Source organism: Lacimicrobium alkaliphilum, from assembly GCF_001466725.1.
In the GTDB taxonomy this organism is placed as follows: domain Bacteria; phylum Pseudomonadota; class Gammaproteobacteria; order Enterobacterales; family Alteromonadaceae; genus Lacimicrobium; species Lacimicrobium alkaliphilum_B.
In genome coordinates this window covers 280,838-296,245 of the sequence record NZ_CP013650.1, presented here as the reverse complement: position 1 = coordinate 296,245, position 15,408 = coordinate 280,838, and the positions used below count along the sequence as shown (strand labels likewise).

The following is a 15,408-nucleotide window of genomic DNA, read 5'->3' as shown; positions in this document are numbered from 1 at the left end:
TTTTTACCGGCAAAATCCAAATTCGTCACAGGCGCGTATCTTTGCCATAGATTATTAATTGAGACCCCAATATGTCAGATGAGATTAAGCATCACTACCAGAAAATTATAGAGCTACTCGGAGAGGATGTCTCCCGGGATGGTCTGGCAGACACCCCCAAACGTGCAGCGACTGCCATGCAGTATCTGACCGACGGCTACAACAAAACCCTCGACGAGGTCGTCAACGGTGCAGTCTTTGAGTCAGACACCGATGAAATGGTCGTCATCCAGGATATCGAGTTCTATTCATTGTGCGAACACCATATGCTGCCCTTTATCGGCCGCTGTCATATCTCTTATCTGCCGACTGGCAAAGTGCTGGGACTGTCCAAATTTGCCCGTATTGTGGATATGTTCGCCCGCCGTCTGCAGATTCAGGAAGGCCTGACCAAACAAATCGCCGAAGCGGTACAACTGGTCACCGGAGCAAAAGGTGTGGGCGTGATCATGGAAGGCAAGCACATGTGCATGATGATGCGGGGCGTGCAGAAACAGAATTCCTCCATGGTCACCTCAGTGATGCTCGGCCATATGCGCTCAAACCAGGCCACCCGCAACGAATTCCTGCGCCTGATTGGGAAATAACGCGGGTTTAATCATTGCTCTGAGTTGTTTCCAGCATTAAACGGCGCCCCTGTCCCTGGATGGGGGATTGTCCGCCGCGGTAAGGCTGCACCCAATACTGTGTTTCGTCCAACACATTGCTCAGCCCCGCAGACAAGCTCCAGCGACCGGGATTAAAACGGTAAAACAGATCGATTAAAGACTCATGCCCCAGTTTCTGTGGCACTCCACAAATAAAATTCAGGTCCTCAACACAGGCGTAGCGACCGAATATTTGTTGTGCACTGAGGTTAAAACTGCTTCGCAGGTCAGTAAAATAACTGAGATTGAGTTTAAACATCTGATTGGGGATCCCGAGCACCGCATCCTCATCAATGGCTACACCGATATCCCCGATGCTGTTCTGACCCAGTGTGAAATAGGAGTGACTGATTGTCATGGCAAGATGCTCAGACTGCCACTGTGCCTGAGTTTCCAGACCATAGGTGGCAATATCACCAAGGGTCGTGTTACTGGCCGTTTGTGGATTGAAACCGATGTAATCTTCCACTTTCATCCAGAACAGGTTGGCCGTGAAGGCCAGGTTCTGATCAAGCTGATAACCGGCTTCCAGTTCCCAGGCGCTTGTGGTTTCAGTCCCGGAAATCTCATTGCCGGCATTGGCGGCGCTGGCCAGGGTATCGAACTGCGGACTCTTGAAGGCCTCATTGTAAACCAGCTTGGTATGCCACTTTTTCCAGTGCCGGGTCAGTGCCAGACGCGGAACAAACTTACTGCCAACTGCACCATCATCTTCATAACGCCCCGCCAGCGTCAAAGCGGCCCAGCCCAGATCCCGCTGATATTGCGCAAACAATGCCAGGTTGGTGTTATCTGTATCTGGCTGTCCATCAAAACGACTGTCGGCATCAAATAAATAAGACTCGCTGACCCTTGCCTGTTCCCGATACGCGGTAGCGCCAAACAGCAGACTGGACAGTTCGCTGAACTGATACAGAGCGCTGATATCCGCCCGGCTGCGGGATAGTTCGCGAACCAAGTCATGCCCATACTGGCCTCGGCTGTTCCAGGGCCGCTGTGAAACATGGCTGATTCCCGCTTCCCAGCTTAAGTTCTGGTTAGTGTGCCACTTTTTATCCAGACTTACCGCAAGGTGTTCAAAGCTCAGTGTATTTGGCTCGGTATAACGTAAGTTGGGTGAGAAAAATAAGCCGGCATCACCAAACAGCATTCTGTCCTGCTGCTCAAACCTGTCGTATTGCATACGGGCTTGCCAGCCCTGATATTGCAGATTGAGGTTAAGGTTCACCGGCCTGCTATCACTGTTGTCCTTAAGCGAAAAACCATAGCCATCCAGCGCCAGCCAGTCTTTGTCAGAGTAATCCCCCGTTGCCACTGAGGCCGACACACCCAGATGCAGATTGTTTCCCTCAACCCTTTGGTTGTCAGCATAAGAGAAAGCCAACAGCCCCCGATGATTACCCCCCTTACCGAGATCACTGTAAAGGTGGATCTCACCGCCCTGACTTTGCTGGCCCTTGGTGGTAACACTGATCACCGCCAGCGCAGCCTGACCACCATAACGGGCAGAACCGGGGCCACGGATAATTTCCACCGACTGGATATTGGCCACCGGATATCTGTTCCCCAATACCAGTGAGCCAAAGGCCAGTTCATTCTGTTCGATGCCGTCAATCATCAGCAGGATCTTGGCTTCCATACCCCATATGCCGCGGAAGCTCACCGAGAAGGTACCAATGGTATCGGTACCCACCCAGAATCCTGGAACCTGACGCAACAGATCGCTTAAATAACGGGCACCTGATTGTTCGATATAGGAAGAAGAGAGCAAGGTTACCGTACCCGGCTGCTGACGTAAGGTGGCCTTTTGATTCGAAGCAATGTCCACTTCCATGGCCATCAGATCGTCCAGTGACAACTGAAACAGGCTATCCGTTTCCTTTGCCCCCGCAAAACCACTGAGAGCAGCACAGAGTAACAGCACTGACTGAACAAATCGAACACGCCTGAAGATTGCCAAAGAATTCTCCGGTTAAGCCTTGGGATAAGGTTAAGTCTAGGCCAGATATAGATTTTTTATCGATTATTGCGTCACAAAGAAAATATGGCAAGTGAGCTATTGCCGATCAGCTTTTAAAGGTTTCAAACTGATTGGGAAGATATCCGGCCAGGGTACCGGAGAGTTTCACATAACTTTGCAGCGCCCTTGGCAACGTCAGAGCAATGTCTGATAACTGATTACTCAGATCCGGGTTACCCCGCTCTGCGGCCTGCTTTATTGCCAGTTCAACATTGGCAAAAGTACTCAGCAGCCTGAGTATATGACTCAGTTCCTTAGCCGCTTGTGGTGCCTGCTCCGGTTCCTGTTGCTGCATTGTTTGCCAGGCCTTTTGCCACACTGGCTCCAGTTGCCGGTGCCCCAGCAGGCAGCCGCATAACCACTGGCTCAGGGGAGACTCCAGTGTCATACCCGGATAAAACTCACATTCTTTGGGCAACACTGCCGCCGACTGTTCGTTTCGCATCAGCACCAGTTGCTGCTTGAAACAGTCCATCAGTGGCTCAGCCAGTTTATCCGCCAGAACCTGATCAATGTCTTCGGGGCTTATCAGTGCCCAGGCCATCCACTGTTGGGGCGGCGGAATTTCAGGTGCCGCCGCAACCGCAAAACACAGGCCCTGAATTTCCAGATGGCCCCTTAACTGCTCCGGGTACCGCTCACATAGTCCGCCTAATAACTGATGATTCATGGGTTTAACTCCTGCACACTTAGAATCCGGCGCTGTGCATTCAGCCTGTAGAGCCGATTGATCGCCCTTGCCGGATGAGCCAACTGATATTCTGTAAGCCTCTGATAGTGTTGCATAAACTCTGCCAGTGCGGGCTTATCCATACCCTCGCCGGTGCGCTCAGTTAACTTTAATTCCTGTTCACCGCGCCAGTTGATCACGGTCTGCCAGTCCGGCGCCTGCAACATTACCAGCTCATCCAGTTGTGCAAAAAAGCGCTGATATTCGCCGGCCAGGCACTGATTGACATAGCGGCGCCAGACCAAATCCGCATCCTGCTGTTTTTCAAGTTGATTAACCGGCTGTTGCAGTTGGGTTTCAGATTGGGGCTGAGCACCGAGACACCAGCCCTCTATAATCATAATATCTGCCGGCCCCTGCAGCCACTGGGCTTCAAGCAGCCGGTCATCACGGGATTTGTCGAAACGGGGCAGTTGCAGACTCAGACCTGCGCGAAACCGGCGTATCAATTCAATACCCAGCGTCACATCATGGGTACCAGGCACCCCGCGGGTCAGCAACAGCGGGTGAATATGCTCTGCCAGCCAGCGCCGTTGTGCTTTGGTATGGTATAAATCATCGATAGACAGCACCGCCACCTGCAGACCAAAGGCCTGTACCAGCATACTTTGCAGCCTTCTGGCCAGGGTTGTTTTACCGCTACCCTGTGCACCATTGATGCCCAGCACGAATGGCCTGGACTGTTCTGACAACCTTTGCGCCAGCGGCCACCAGTATTGACCTGAATCGCCTTCCGCAGACTGACTGCAGTCAGCCCCGGTGGCTAAGCCCTTCACAAGAGAAATACGATGGTTTTGGCTGGACATCTGGCAGACTGTGGTTGACTCTTATGTCTATTACAACAAAATCTCGCACATTTAGTAATAACAAAGATGGTTTTAACCCGTGGTTTCACCGGTAAGCGGTATATCCAGCCAGAATCTGGCGCCCTGGCCCGGCTCTGAATCAAAACCTACACCGCCGTTCATTTTTTCCATCAGCTCCTTTGTGATGGCCAGCCCCAAACCGGTGCCACTTTTTGTACGGCTATCTGAACTGTCTGCCTGGGCGAAGCGATTAAAAATCCGCGACTGAAACTGCTTCGGGATCCCGGCGCCATAATCGCGGACAATAACGCGAATATTCTGGCCTGATTGTTCGGTACAGACTTCTACTTTGCCGTCCCGGGGGGAGAATTTAATGGCATTGGACAACAGATTCTTAAGGGCCTGTTTCAGCTTTTGCTCGTCGGCCATCACATAGTCATCTGAGAGCTCATTCAACTGCACACTAATCCCTTTATCCTGACCATAATGCTGCAGCGACTCGGTGCTTTCTTTGATCAGTGTTTTTAAACAAATGGGACGAATATCCATGAGCATATTACCGGTGCTGAGCTTTTCCAGGTCGAGTAAGTCGTTAATCAGCAGATGTAAGTGTTGAGTATTGCGCATAGCAATATTGATCAGGTTCTGTGCTTTTTCTGGCAGCTCTCCCAGCTTACCACTGGCGATCAGACCCAAAGAACCTGCAATGGAAGTTAAGGGGGTACGCAGCTCATGGCTGACGGTGGCGATAAACTCCTGTTGCATCCTCTCGGTGCGTTTTTGATGTGATACGTCCTCTGCCACCAACCATACCAGCTTCCTTTTACTGCCCTCATCAATTAAGAGTTCATAGCATTTACTATCAACCGGTTGCTGCCATCTGTTTAAGTACTGCCTCTCAAAAGGGCCCGAATAGCCTTGCCTGGAAAAATCTCGTTGTCTTTGTTTGTTCTTTTTGGGCGTTGGTTCTCCAACCTGTAATTCTTGTTCCTGTCGGCCTAAAAGTGCCGCCGGTTCATACTCCAGCATCGCCGCCATGGCCGGATTAACCGCCACCAGACGATCATCCTGACAATCTTTAAGCGCCATGCCGATCGGAGAAAAACGGAATAATGCCTGAAAGCGCTGTTGAGTCTGACGCTCCCGCAACATCAGGCGAGTCGGCCAGAATACCGCCGCACTGAGTACCAGCCACAGCACTATCAATGCTCCTCTTAACCAGGGTGTTTCCGGGGCCTGTCTGGACCATCTCTGAGCCGGCATCGACATCATCAGCCAGTTATTTCCCGGAATATAAATGCGGTTAATTACCGGCTTTTGCCATTGGCTTTCCTTGTCCCCCCAAAATATCTCTCCTGGCTGACCAAAGGCGTCCTCCCTGGCAAGCCGTAACCGCAGATCTTCTACATCTTCCAGCCCAACACTCTGATACAAGGCATCCATATCAATTACCGCGGAAATCACTCCCCACAGCTCACCGGTTTTCTGTGTGTAAACAGGAATACGCCCGACCAGCCCCTGCCCGCCCTGAACCAGATTAACCGGCCCGGCAAACACCATTTCACCACTCTCAACCGCCCGCTTAACGCCAGGCCATTGCTCGGCCAAATCACGAAAATCGAGGCCCAGCACTTCCTCATTTCCTTCAAGAGGGTATATAAGCTGCATAATCAGATCAGGCGCAGCACCAACATTGCGCAGTTGCGGCCCCCCTTGCAGGATAATCTGAGCCAGTTCGGCAAAGCGCTGTTGATTCATATCAGGCTCTGTGGCAATGCTGGCAGTCAACCCCTGCACTACCTGAATATTCTGCAGGATCTGACTTTCAAGTTGCCACTTCAACTTTGTCATTTTCTGACTGACATCTTCCCTTTGCTGCTCCTGATGCTGAAGCAGGTACAGACGATCGACAAAATACATCACCACAACAAGTAAGACTGGTATCGCAATGCGCAATAACCACACAAGCGGAATAAACAGGTCGTGTTTCTGCCGGAAGATATTGAACTGAGGCATCATGATTCCAGTTGTTGTTCAGCTTGGGGTAATTGCAGCCAAAAGGTTGTTCCTTGTCCGGGAACGGATACGAAGTCCACACTGCCACCCATTTGTTCCATTAACTCACGGGTAATAGCCAGCCCCAGGCCAGTTCCACCTTTTTTACGGGTATCGGAGCTGTCTGCCTGGGCAAAGCGGCTGAAGATCCGGTCTTTAAACGCCTCTGCGATCCCGGGCCCCTGATCCTGCACCAGTATGCGTACCTGTTGCTGCTCATTGATGACAGAAACGGTTACCTCATCCTGTTCAGGAGAAAATTTAATCGCATTTGACAGTAAATTCCCCAGCGCCTGCAATAGACGTTTCTTATCTGCCCTGACATGATGCCCGCCCTCAGGCTGTAGCAACCTTACACGGATGCCTCTTTTCTGGCCGTAATGCTGATACAGCTCTTTGGCTTCCCGCATCACTTCAGATACCTGCAGAGTTTGCGTATCAAATATCATCGCCCCGGCGGTAAGCTTTTCTAAGTCCAGAATATCATCGATAAGCTCACCCAGATGGTTGCTATTTCTGTAGGCAGCAGATAGCAACGACTTTGCCTTTTCCGGGAGATTCTCTACCATGCCACCACCAAGCAGGCTTAGCGCACCTTTAATTGAGGTCAGTGGCGTGCGCAACTCATGACTCACTGTGGCAATAAACTCCTTCTGCATTCGTTCGATACGCTTATGTTCTGAGATATCTTCAACCAGGCACCAAAGCAGCGGGTTTTGTTCTTGGTCAGTTATTTTTACTCCTTGCAAACGTATCGGATAGGTACGGCCTCCCTTGCACTGCAACTCGGCTTCAACGGGATCAAAACGCCCCTGAGACTGCAACTGTTCGAGGATCTGATGGCGCAGATACTGATAGTCCGGGGGCACGAGATCCATCATATGCAGCTCCAACAATTCACCACGGCGATAGCCGGAAGGATGCAACAACGCCGCATTGCAATCAAGAAGCCTGGCAGTACTGAAGTCTATCAGGGCAATGCCAATAGGACTGAGTTCAAATAGCGCCCGTAAGCGTTGTTCACTGCTTTCCAGCGTCAGCTCTATCTGCTTGGCAGCCTGAATACTGGCGATATAACCATACCAGTCGGTACTGCCATCTTCTAATCTGACCGGTACTGCCCGACCCTCTATCCACTCCACCTCACCAGCGGCATTGGTGATCCGGTACTGCTGATGCCAGAGCGATAATTGCTGTTGTGATTGCGCAATCCCCTGACTGACCCGCTCAACATCTTCGTTATGGATTCTGGAGTATAAGGCTGAGGCATCGTGCTCCAGTTCTTGTGCTGTTAATCCGTAGATTTCCTCAATACCGGGACTGGCATAAGGCAGTGAAATCCGACCATCAGGCCATTGTCGATACTGATAGATCATCCCCGGCACCTGCTCCACCAGATTTTTCAGTTTGCGGCGCTGCTGATGCCAGTCGAGTTTTGCCCCCAGCCAGCGCTCCAGTAAACTGACAAAAAGTCGGTCGATTTCATCAAACCCCCCGAGTCTTGGACTGGCAGAGGTAAAGTTCAGGGTACCGAAGAGTTTGCCATCCACCTTTAGCGGTTGAGCAATATAGCTCTCCATACCAAAAGTCTGATAACAACGGTGTGAACTGAAGGCCGATTCGCGCATATGCGCTATGGCCACCTGCTTCCCCTGGCTAAGCGTAATATCACAATATGTCTCAGCCAGAGCGAAGCGTTGTTCGTGATGCAACTGGCCGGGCTCATGGCTATGAAACCAACGGACCACATAGGTTTGCGCCAGAACTTCACTGACAATGGCCATATCCATATTTAAGAATTCACAGCCAAGCTTTAATGCCCGCTCAATGACCTGTTGGAGCTCACCACTGAGTTCAAAACTGATCTTATTGAGCAAATTCAACGCCTGGTTCTGACGCTGTAACTTATCTCTGGCGGCTTTTTCGCGGCTGATATCCAGCAAAAAGCCTTGCAGGCAACTGACATTATCGTCCTCATCATAGATGGCATTACCGCGCTCCTCTATCCATCGAAGCTTTCCGTCGGCATGTCGTATCGGGTACTCAATATGCCAGGCGTCTTTCTGCGCAATAGCCTTGTCTACCATATCACTCAAATATTGATGATATTCTTCAGGGATCAGACTGGCATAACTTCGTTTCGCGTTCTGAATAAAGTCGCTGACAGGATAGCCGGTCAGCGGATCGATCTCGCGACTCATAAACAACATTGTCCAGCTTTTATCATGCAAACAGCGATAGGTAATACCGGGGATATTTTCCACCAGCGACGCATATTGATCGCGACTCTCCCGTAACTGACGGTTTAGCCTGCGCACATCCTGATACTGAATTTCCTTTTCTACTAACACTGCCAAATCCCGCAGCATGCTTTGTTGCTTTTTACTGAGCTGCTGCGGTTCGGTGCCAATAAGACATAGTGTCCCCAGGTTGTAGCCCCCTTCGTCCCGAATTGGCGCGCCGGCATAAAAGCGGATATGTGGTGCTCCGACAACCAGAGGGTTGTCGCTGAAACGGGGATCTTCGAGTGCATTTTCAACAACAAAAAGCTGGTGCTGCAAGATGGCATGGCCGCAAAAAGAAATATCGCGGGGGGTTTCTGTGGCATCCAGACCCTGCCTGGATTTAAACCATTGTCTGTCCCTGTCTACCAGTGATACCAATACTATGGGTACCGAGAAAAGGGCTTTAGCCATGGCCGTGAGCCGATCAAAACGTTCCTCCGGTGCAGAGTCCAGCAACCCTGATTCTACCAGAGCCCGAAGCCTCAACTGCTCATTTTCCGGAATAGCTGGAGGTTGCATAGATTGTCCTTTGATCACCGAAATGATTGATATTGAAGATATCTCTTTAGATCACAAATATCGAATATAGTCGAGCATGGCAGAGTTTGAGAAAGATATGACGAATGCCGGTCCGTCTGTTAACTTTAAATAATCCAGTGAACTCTTCTATCAAAAGCCCCTGGCTGAACACGGTAACCAAGATCATGGCAGAAAATCCGTCTGACTCAGTTGAAGATAAATTAAGGCTGTTATCGCAGCGCTTCAGCCACAGAACTGCCCGGGAACTGGATGATCTGAGACACAAAATCGGTCAGTCAGACGAGCAACATGGCGACTGGGAACTATTGGAATACCTGCATCAGGTATTGCATCGACTCACAGGCTCAGCAGGCACCTTTGGTTTGCAACAATTCAGTCACCAAAGCCGGACTCTGGAACAACTCGTCAAAGGACTTTTACAGCAACCTCACAATAAGGGTGATAAATGGCCGGCTATCTATTCAGAGCTCCAACATAGGATTCTGCCGGAACTGAAGGACTTAGACAGGTTACTGGGAGATTCAGCACCAAAATCTGCCGCAATATCTGAACGTCAGAACCACGACAACGAAGATGCCCTATTGGTATTGGTTGAGCACCAGGGGGCCTTCTATACCTCTTTGCAGGAGGAGCTTAAACACTACGGTTTTGCATTAATGTCGGTCGCAAGCTGCGCCGAGTTTAGCCAGAAGTTAAGCCGGATACCGACATCTGTGATAATGATTGCCCATGTATCACAAGCCCAGGCCTGTATTGAGATTAGGCGCCTGTTGCAACAACAAACCCCGCAAAGAAGTATCAGCATTGTCTGTTTTGGTTCATGCCCGGAATTCGACAGTCGCTACAAAATCGCCGCCCTGGGTATCGATGGACTGTTTTCAGAAGCCACCAATGCTACGGAAGTCGCAGAATATCTGCAGCGGTTGCAAACAGAGCGCCTGGAGGCTTCAGGGGGTAAGGTATTGATAGTAGATGACGATGTCGATCTGTTGGAGCACTACCGTCTGACGCTGACGGCGGCAGGAATGACGGTTAAGACACTTGGCACGCCGGAAGCCATTTTCTCGGTATTGTCTGAGTTTAAACCGGATATATTACTGCTGGATGTGCATATGGGCGCCTATTCCGGACCAACGCTGGCACGGATGATTCGCTTTCAGCCCCAGTGGCTGAGTCTCCCCATCATCTATCTGTCAGCTGAGCAGGACAAGTCAGAACAACTCAAGGCACTGGCAGACGGAGCCGATGAATTTATATCCAAGCCTATCTCCGACTCAGAGTTAAAGGAAACCGTCAGGACCCGCTGTTTTCGCGCCAGACAGCTCGCTAACCTGCTGGCCAGAGACAGCCTTACCGGACTTTTAAAACACTCCCTGATAAAGCAGGAGATGGCTAACGAGTATGCACGCTGTCGGCGGGTTGGCGAACAGGCTGCCGTGGTGATGCTGGATTTGGATCATTTTAAACGGGTCAATGATGACTACGGTCATGGCACAGGTGACACCGTCATAAAGGCACTGGCGAACCTGCTGACCCACAGATTGCGCAAAACAGACAAAATTGGCCGCTACGGTGGCGAAGAGTTTGCCATAGTAATGCCACAATGCGATTTGACCCAGGCGGAACAGATTCTGGAACAGATACGGCTGCATTTTTCCGGGCTTGTATTTCAATCGGGCAGAAATGAGTTTCATGTCACCCTCAGTGCCGGAATTGCGCTTCTGAATGACTATGAAGATCCCGAATCGGCCCTTGAAGCCGCCGATCAGGCCCTGTACCAGCGTAAACAACTCGGCCGAAATGGCGTTAGCCTGGCGCTGGCTGGCGCCGCCAAAGGTGAGCAACAGTGAAAGTCTTGATTCTTGAAGATGACGAACTGATCGCAGAATTGCTGGAGAGCCTGGTATCAGGGCTCGACGCCAACATGCATGTGGTCAGGGCCGAATCCCTGAGTCAGGGAATGGAACTCTGGCAACAACAGGCGCCTGATTGTCTGCTGTGCGACTGGAATCTGCCAGACGGCAGCGGGCTTGAACTGGTCAGGCGTATCCGTCGACAAGATACCAGTACCAAAGTCATTATGATTACTGCCCGTTCTGACAGAGAGTCAGTGGTGCAAGCCGCCCGGTGCAAGGTCAATGGTTTTATTACCAAGCCTTTCGATATAGAGGAAGTACATCAGCGCCTGAAAATATTGCTCTGTACAACAGATGAAGTCGGCAAAGCTGAAGTGGATATACAACTATTGCTGTCCAAACGTGCAGACAATCTGGTTCAGTTACCCGGTGAAATAGACCCTGTGCATCTGCTCACCCTCATTGCTCAAAAAGACAGCCTGTCACCGGCCACGCTGGCCCGCGAATGGCGCGAGGCACCAGCAATTACAGCCCGGCTGCTGGATCTTGCCAATAACTATTCACTGGGGCGCAGTGGCAAGGCCATACAATCTCTTAACGAAGCCCTGGCCACATTGGGCGTGGATATGGCACTGAGTCATGCTCTGGCGATGTCACTGGATATCTCTTCTTCATTTAAGCACCCGCATATCTCAGAACTGGCCAAAGCCTATAAAGACCAGGCCGAGAAAGTGGCAAAAACCGCCGAATCCATGGGTGAAAAAATTGGCTTGCGAGAGCGACCTCTTTACATAGCCGGCTTATTAAGCCGAATTGGCGAACTCGGCGTATTAAAAGTACTCCAGGATCTGGCTTATACTGGCGAACAGCTCCGGGACGAGACGATCACGACTCTGGTTCAGGACTGGGCCAAGGTGTTCGGCAACAAACTTAAGATCCAGTGGCGGCTGCCCCTCTCCATACGGGAGCTTATCGGTGCAGTACATGTACTGCCTGTCGGAACAACAGACAAAGCCGCTATCGTCATGCATCTCGCCGCTCTGAACACAGAGGGAAAACTGGCCACACCTCAGGCACAAAAATTACTCCGTCAGGCCGGATTTACCCGGGATAGCAATATCCTGAAGGAAGACGCTGGATGAATCACAAGGCAGTCCCCTTAAAGCGGATCATGTGTGTTGAAGATGATGAAGATATTCGACAGATTCTGGAAATTGCCCTGCAGCATATCGGTCAGTTTGAAATATTGTTGTGTGAAAATGGTGAACGGGCACTGCAGCAGGTGAATAACTTTCAGCCCGACCTGATTATGCTCGATGTGATGATGCCGGTAATGGATGGCCCCAGTACCTTAACAGCGCTCAGGGAGATACCCGGAGGTAAAGAGATCCCGGTGATCTTTATGACCGCCAAAGTGCAACCGTCGGAAATTAAACACTACCTGTCTTTAGGCGCACTGGATGTGATTGCCAAACCCTTTGATCCCATGACCCTGCCACAGCAAATTGAAACCATCTGGGGAAAAGCGCTCAGACAGGATTAGACGAAGCCAGCAGCCTATGGCTGCCGACTTGCATACTTAAACATAGATTCAGAATTGCTGTTTGATATTGAGATACAACATTCTGCCTCTGGGGTCGTGCACCGTCGCATCATAACCAATGGAGTTGCGTACCTGAGGTGCTGCCCGGTCAAACAGGTTACTGGCTCCGAGCGTCAGGCGCGGGCCTTTGCCTTCTGCATACCAGGCATCAAACTGATAATTGTACTGCATATCAATTCGGGTCCAGCTGGCGACCTTGGCGTTGTCATCATTATCATTCTCATAATCACCAATATGGCGGACATACAGATTGGCAGAATGCTTTTTATGATTCCATATCAGACCCAGGTTGGCGCGCAACGGCACAGTCGACACACCAAAGTTGTTGTCATTGACGTTACCTCTGCCATCAATCATACCCAACAGCGGATCATCCAGGTCGTAACTCAGGATATAAGTGCCATCCAGCGACGTCCGCAGTGTTCCCAGTTCATCCAGCGACCAGTCGTAGTGAAGATTGAAATCCAGACCATCAGTTTCCACCGAGCCGGCATTACGATAGTAGGTGGTAATTTTAACTGCCTCGCCGCTTGGGCTGCGCTCAATCTGCTCACTGTCAGGGTTTGTCATCAGCAAGGCCGCCGGAGATTCCGGTGTAATAAAGTCGGAATAATCGAAGCGCCAGTAGTCGGCGCTGACAGAGAGCCCCTCTACCGGGAACCAGCTAAAGCCCAGGTTGTACGCTTTCGACGTCTGGGGTTCTAAGGGCTTGTCTGGGTCGCCGGTCAGCAACGAAATAAAGCTGACTTCCTCGCCGCCGGCAAAACCACCGGCGTAAGGATCAACGGCAGTCTGCGGGGTAATAAACTGAGAGTCGGTCTGGAATACCGTGGCGATGCGAAAAGACGAACCGTAGCTGGCACGCAGGCTGAGGTCCTCAGTGGGGGCCCATAAAAAGGCCACTTTGGGATCCGTGGTACTGGCAATATCAAAGCTTTCATGGCGCAACGCTGTCTGCAGCTCCAGGGTTTCAGTCAGAGGTACTGATAATTCTGTAAACACCGCCCAAACATCCTGTTTACCGCTGAAGTCTTCACCTCCACCGAAGAAGTTAAACGCCAGCTCATTGGAAAGCTCGTTAAAGTCATACTCCAGTTTATCGGTCCGGTACTGGGCACCAAACGCCACGCCGACAGGACCGGCATCCAGTTCAAATAAATCACCGGTGATATGCGCATCGAAAACGGTCTGACTGGATTTGGCCTTGTAGCCGAATTCACCGAAGATAAAGTCGTACATCTCGGGGGTATTTTTATGCTGACTGGAGGATAACCAGTAATAGTATTGATCGCCCGATGGCCCGCCCTGACCATTTAAGGCCGCCTGCAGGTTATCGGTAATCACATCTTTTCGTGAATTTTCGGTCTCATTCACGCTGGTGGTCATACTCGCCTGCCACGACCAATAATTGGGCAGATCTCCTTTAATGCCAAGTTGATAGCGCCAGGAACGAAACACCTTATCATCCACATTAGATTCCGAGCCCGCACCCAATGGCCGGATAAACAGCACGCCACTGTCAGATGCGCTGCCGGGGAAGGGATCGGCACCGCCCACTTCGATGGCATCCGGATGATAGGCCGGTACCCGCACCTCATCAAGCTGCGGCTGGCTGGGTACCGAATGAATGGTGGTGCGGTTGCGGGCTACCACCAGCTCACTGAACAAGGTGGTATTGCTGGTCAGATCATAAGAGCCCTGCGCCATCGCCTGCATCTGCTCGGCTTCTGCAATGATGTCGCCATAATAGCCATAGTTAAGCTGACAGGAACCGTCACTGGGGCGTTCGCCATCCGGTGCCGGACGCACCAGCCCGGGAAATTCCTCAAACGCAGAACCATCCAGACAAACCGGGTCGATCAACTTAATCGGTGGGCCCGGCGGACCGTCAAAGGCAATGACTTTGCCGGGAAAGCCATAACCACTCCAGGAGTCCTGCTTGGCGGCATAGTCATCACGCCGTTCAGAGTTCGGCACGTTGCTGCGGGTCAGATAATTCACAGCAAACATCAGATTCCCCTTGTTACTGGCGGCACCGGTAATCGCGCCTAAGCTGACTTCGTCGGAGCCATACTTGTTGTTCTGATAGTTGAGATCGAGTTCAAGCCCTTCAAATTTCGAGCGGGTAATAAAATTCACCACACCGGCTACGGCATCAGAGCCGTATAGCGAAGACGCGCCGTCTTTTAACACCTCAACCCGCTGAACCGCAATCGCCGGCACCAGTGAGCTTAAATCCACAAACTGGTCACCGCCTTCCGTCACCGCCGGTGACAGGGTCTGGCGCTGACCGTTGAGTAAAACCAGGGTCGATGTCACCCCCAAACCGCGTAAGTTAATGTTGGTGGTTCCCACAGAACGGGCCTGTTCGAAGCTATCAGAGTATACCTGCGCCCCGGTATTAACGGTCAGCGTGTTGACCAGATCAGACACACTGGTGGCACCAATATTGGCAAGATCTTCAGCGCTCACCGAGGAAATGGGTGAGGCACTGCTGCTTTGAATCCGGCCTTTAATAAAAGAGCCAGTCACACTTATTTTCTCGACTTTTTCCTGTTCCGCTTCGCCTTGCTGAGCCATTGCTGCAGCAGAGGCAAACACAGAGGTGATCAGCAAGCTGAGATAACGCTTACGGGTAACAAGCCGGGTATTCAGGGTCATAGCATGTTCCTTCTTTCTCTTGAGTGTTGAGTGAGTTTTATGCGGTGACTTTTGCATCCACCTGTTTAATTTATAATCCATTTAATATTTATTGTACATATAGTTAACATATTAAATACATTTTATTTTTATTGTATACATGGTTAACTCTACTCAGACAGCCTCC

10 protein-coding genes are annotated in these 15,408 nt (G+C 51.0%); 4 read left to right on the top strand and 6 right to left on the bottom strand.

Features of this window, described 5'->3' with window-relative positions:
* Positions 1 to 71: 71 nt before the first annotated feature.
* Positions 72 to 626, top strand: coding sequence for a GTP cyclohydrolase I FolE (folE, locus tag AT746_RS01445; RefSeq protein ID WP_062475443.1), 555 nt, complete (start codon positions 72 to 74; stop codon positions 624 to 626).
* A gap of 7 nt (positions 627 to 633) precedes the next feature.
* Here the strand turns inward: folE and AT746_RS01440 are convergent, their stop codons facing one another.
* From AT746_RS01440 to AT746_RS01420, 5 genes are all read right to left on the bottom strand, one after another.
* On the bottom strand, positions 634 to 2,646 hold the full coding sequence (locus AT746_RS01440; RefSeq protein ID WP_156413597.1) for a TonB-dependent receptor plug domain-containing protein: 2,013 nt from the start codon (positions 2,644 to 2,646) through the stop codon (positions 634 to 636).
* A gap of 106 nt (positions 2,647 to 2,752) precedes the next feature.
* Positions 2,753 to 3,376 (bottom strand): UPF0149 family protein, encoded by a 624-nt coding sequence (locus AT746_RS01435; protein ID WP_062475438.1) that lies wholly within the window; start codon positions 3,374 to 3,376, stop codon positions 2,753 to 2,755.
* Positions 3,373 to 4,242 (bottom strand): hypothetical protein, encoded by an 870-nt coding sequence (locus AT746_RS01430; RefSeq protein WP_062475436.1) that lies wholly within the window; start codon positions 4,240 to 4,242, stop codon positions 3,373 to 3,375. Before AT746_RS01430 ends, AT746_RS01435 begins: the two co-directional genes overlap by 4 nt.
* A 72-nt stretch (positions 4,243 to 4,314) precedes the next feature.
* Positions 4,315 to 6,258: an ATP-binding protein gene (locus tag AT746_RS01425; RefSeq protein ID WP_062475433.1), complete on the bottom strand. Its 1,944-nt coding sequence runs from the start codon at positions 6,256 to 6,258 to the stop codon at positions 4,315 to 4,317.
* Positions 6,258 to 9,101 carry a PAS domain-containing protein gene (locus AT746_RS01420; protein WP_062475429.1) on the bottom strand — a complete coding sequence of 948 codons (2,844 nt, stop codon included), beginning with the start codon at positions 9,099 to 9,101 and terminating at the stop codon, positions 6,258 to 6,260. The genes AT746_RS01425 and AT746_RS01420 overlap by 1 nt, the downstream gene beginning before the upstream one ends.
* A 185-nt stretch (positions 9,102 to 9,286) precedes the next feature.
* Here AT746_RS01420 and AT746_RS01415 point away from each other — a divergent pair, with 185 nt between their 5' ends.
* From AT746_RS01415 to AT746_RS01405, 3 genes are read left to right on the top strand one after another with little or no spacing between them, the layout of a single operon-like run.
* Complete coding sequence (locus AT746_RS01415) at positions 9,287 to 10,972, top strand: diguanylate cyclase (protein WP_197414308.1); 1,686 nt, start codon at positions 9,287 to 9,289, stop codon at positions 10,970 to 10,972.
* The gene (locus AT746_RS01410; RefSeq protein WP_062475423.1) at positions 10,969 to 12,120 is read left to right on the top strand and encodes a response regulator; all 1,152 of its coding nucleotides are present in this window, start codon (positions 10,969 to 10,971) and stop codon (positions 12,118 to 12,120) included. The genes AT746_RS01415 and AT746_RS01410 overlap by 4 nt, the downstream gene beginning before the upstream one ends.
* Positions 12,117 to 12,521, top strand: coding sequence for a response regulator (locus AT746_RS01405; protein WP_062475422.1), 405 nt, complete (start codon positions 12,117 to 12,119; stop codon positions 12,519 to 12,521). Before AT746_RS01410 ends, AT746_RS01405 begins: the two co-directional genes overlap by 4 nt.
* A gap of 48 nt (positions 12,522 to 12,569) precedes the next feature.
* Here the strand turns inward: AT746_RS01405 and AT746_RS01400 are convergent, their stop codons facing one another.
* Entirely contained in the window at positions 12,570 to 15,242 is a 2,673-nt protein-coding gene (locus AT746_RS01400; protein WP_062475419.1) for a TonB-dependent receptor, read from the bottom strand.
* Positions 15,243 to 15,408 lie beyond the last annotated feature (166 nt).

Bases quoted from the DNA above. Each gene is read 5' to 3' on its own strand.
- folE (WP_062475443.1), top strand. From the start codon at position 72: ATGTCAGATGAGATTAAGCATCACTACCAGAAAATTATAGAGCTACTC.
- AT746_RS01405 (WP_062475422.1), top strand. From the start codon at position 12,117: ATGAATCACAAGGCAGTCCCCTTAAAGCGGATCATGTGTGTTGAAGAT.
- AT746_RS01420 (WP_062475429.1), bottom strand. From the start codon at position 9,101: ATGCAACCTCCAGCTATTCCGGAAAATGAGCAGTTGAGGCTTCGGGCT.
- AT746_RS01400 (WP_062475419.1), bottom strand. From the start codon at position 15,242: ATGACCCTGAATACCCGGCTTGTTACCCGTAAGCGTTATCTCAGCTTG.
- AT746_RS01425 (WP_062475433.1), bottom strand. From the start codon at position 6,258: ATGCCTCAGTTCAATATCTTCCGGCAGAAACACGACCTGTTTATTCCG.
- AT746_RS01415 (WP_197414308.1), top strand. From the start codon at position 9,287: ATGGCAGAAAATCCGTCTGACTCAGTTGAAGATAAATTAAGGCTGTTA.
- AT746_RS01435 (WP_062475438.1), bottom strand. From the start codon at position 3,376: ATGAATCATCAGTTATTAGGCGGACTATGTGAGCGGTACCCGGAGCAG.
- AT746_RS01430 (WP_062475436.1), bottom strand. From the start codon at position 4,242: ATGTCCAGCCAAAACCATCGTATTTCTCTTGTGAAGGGCTTAGCCACC.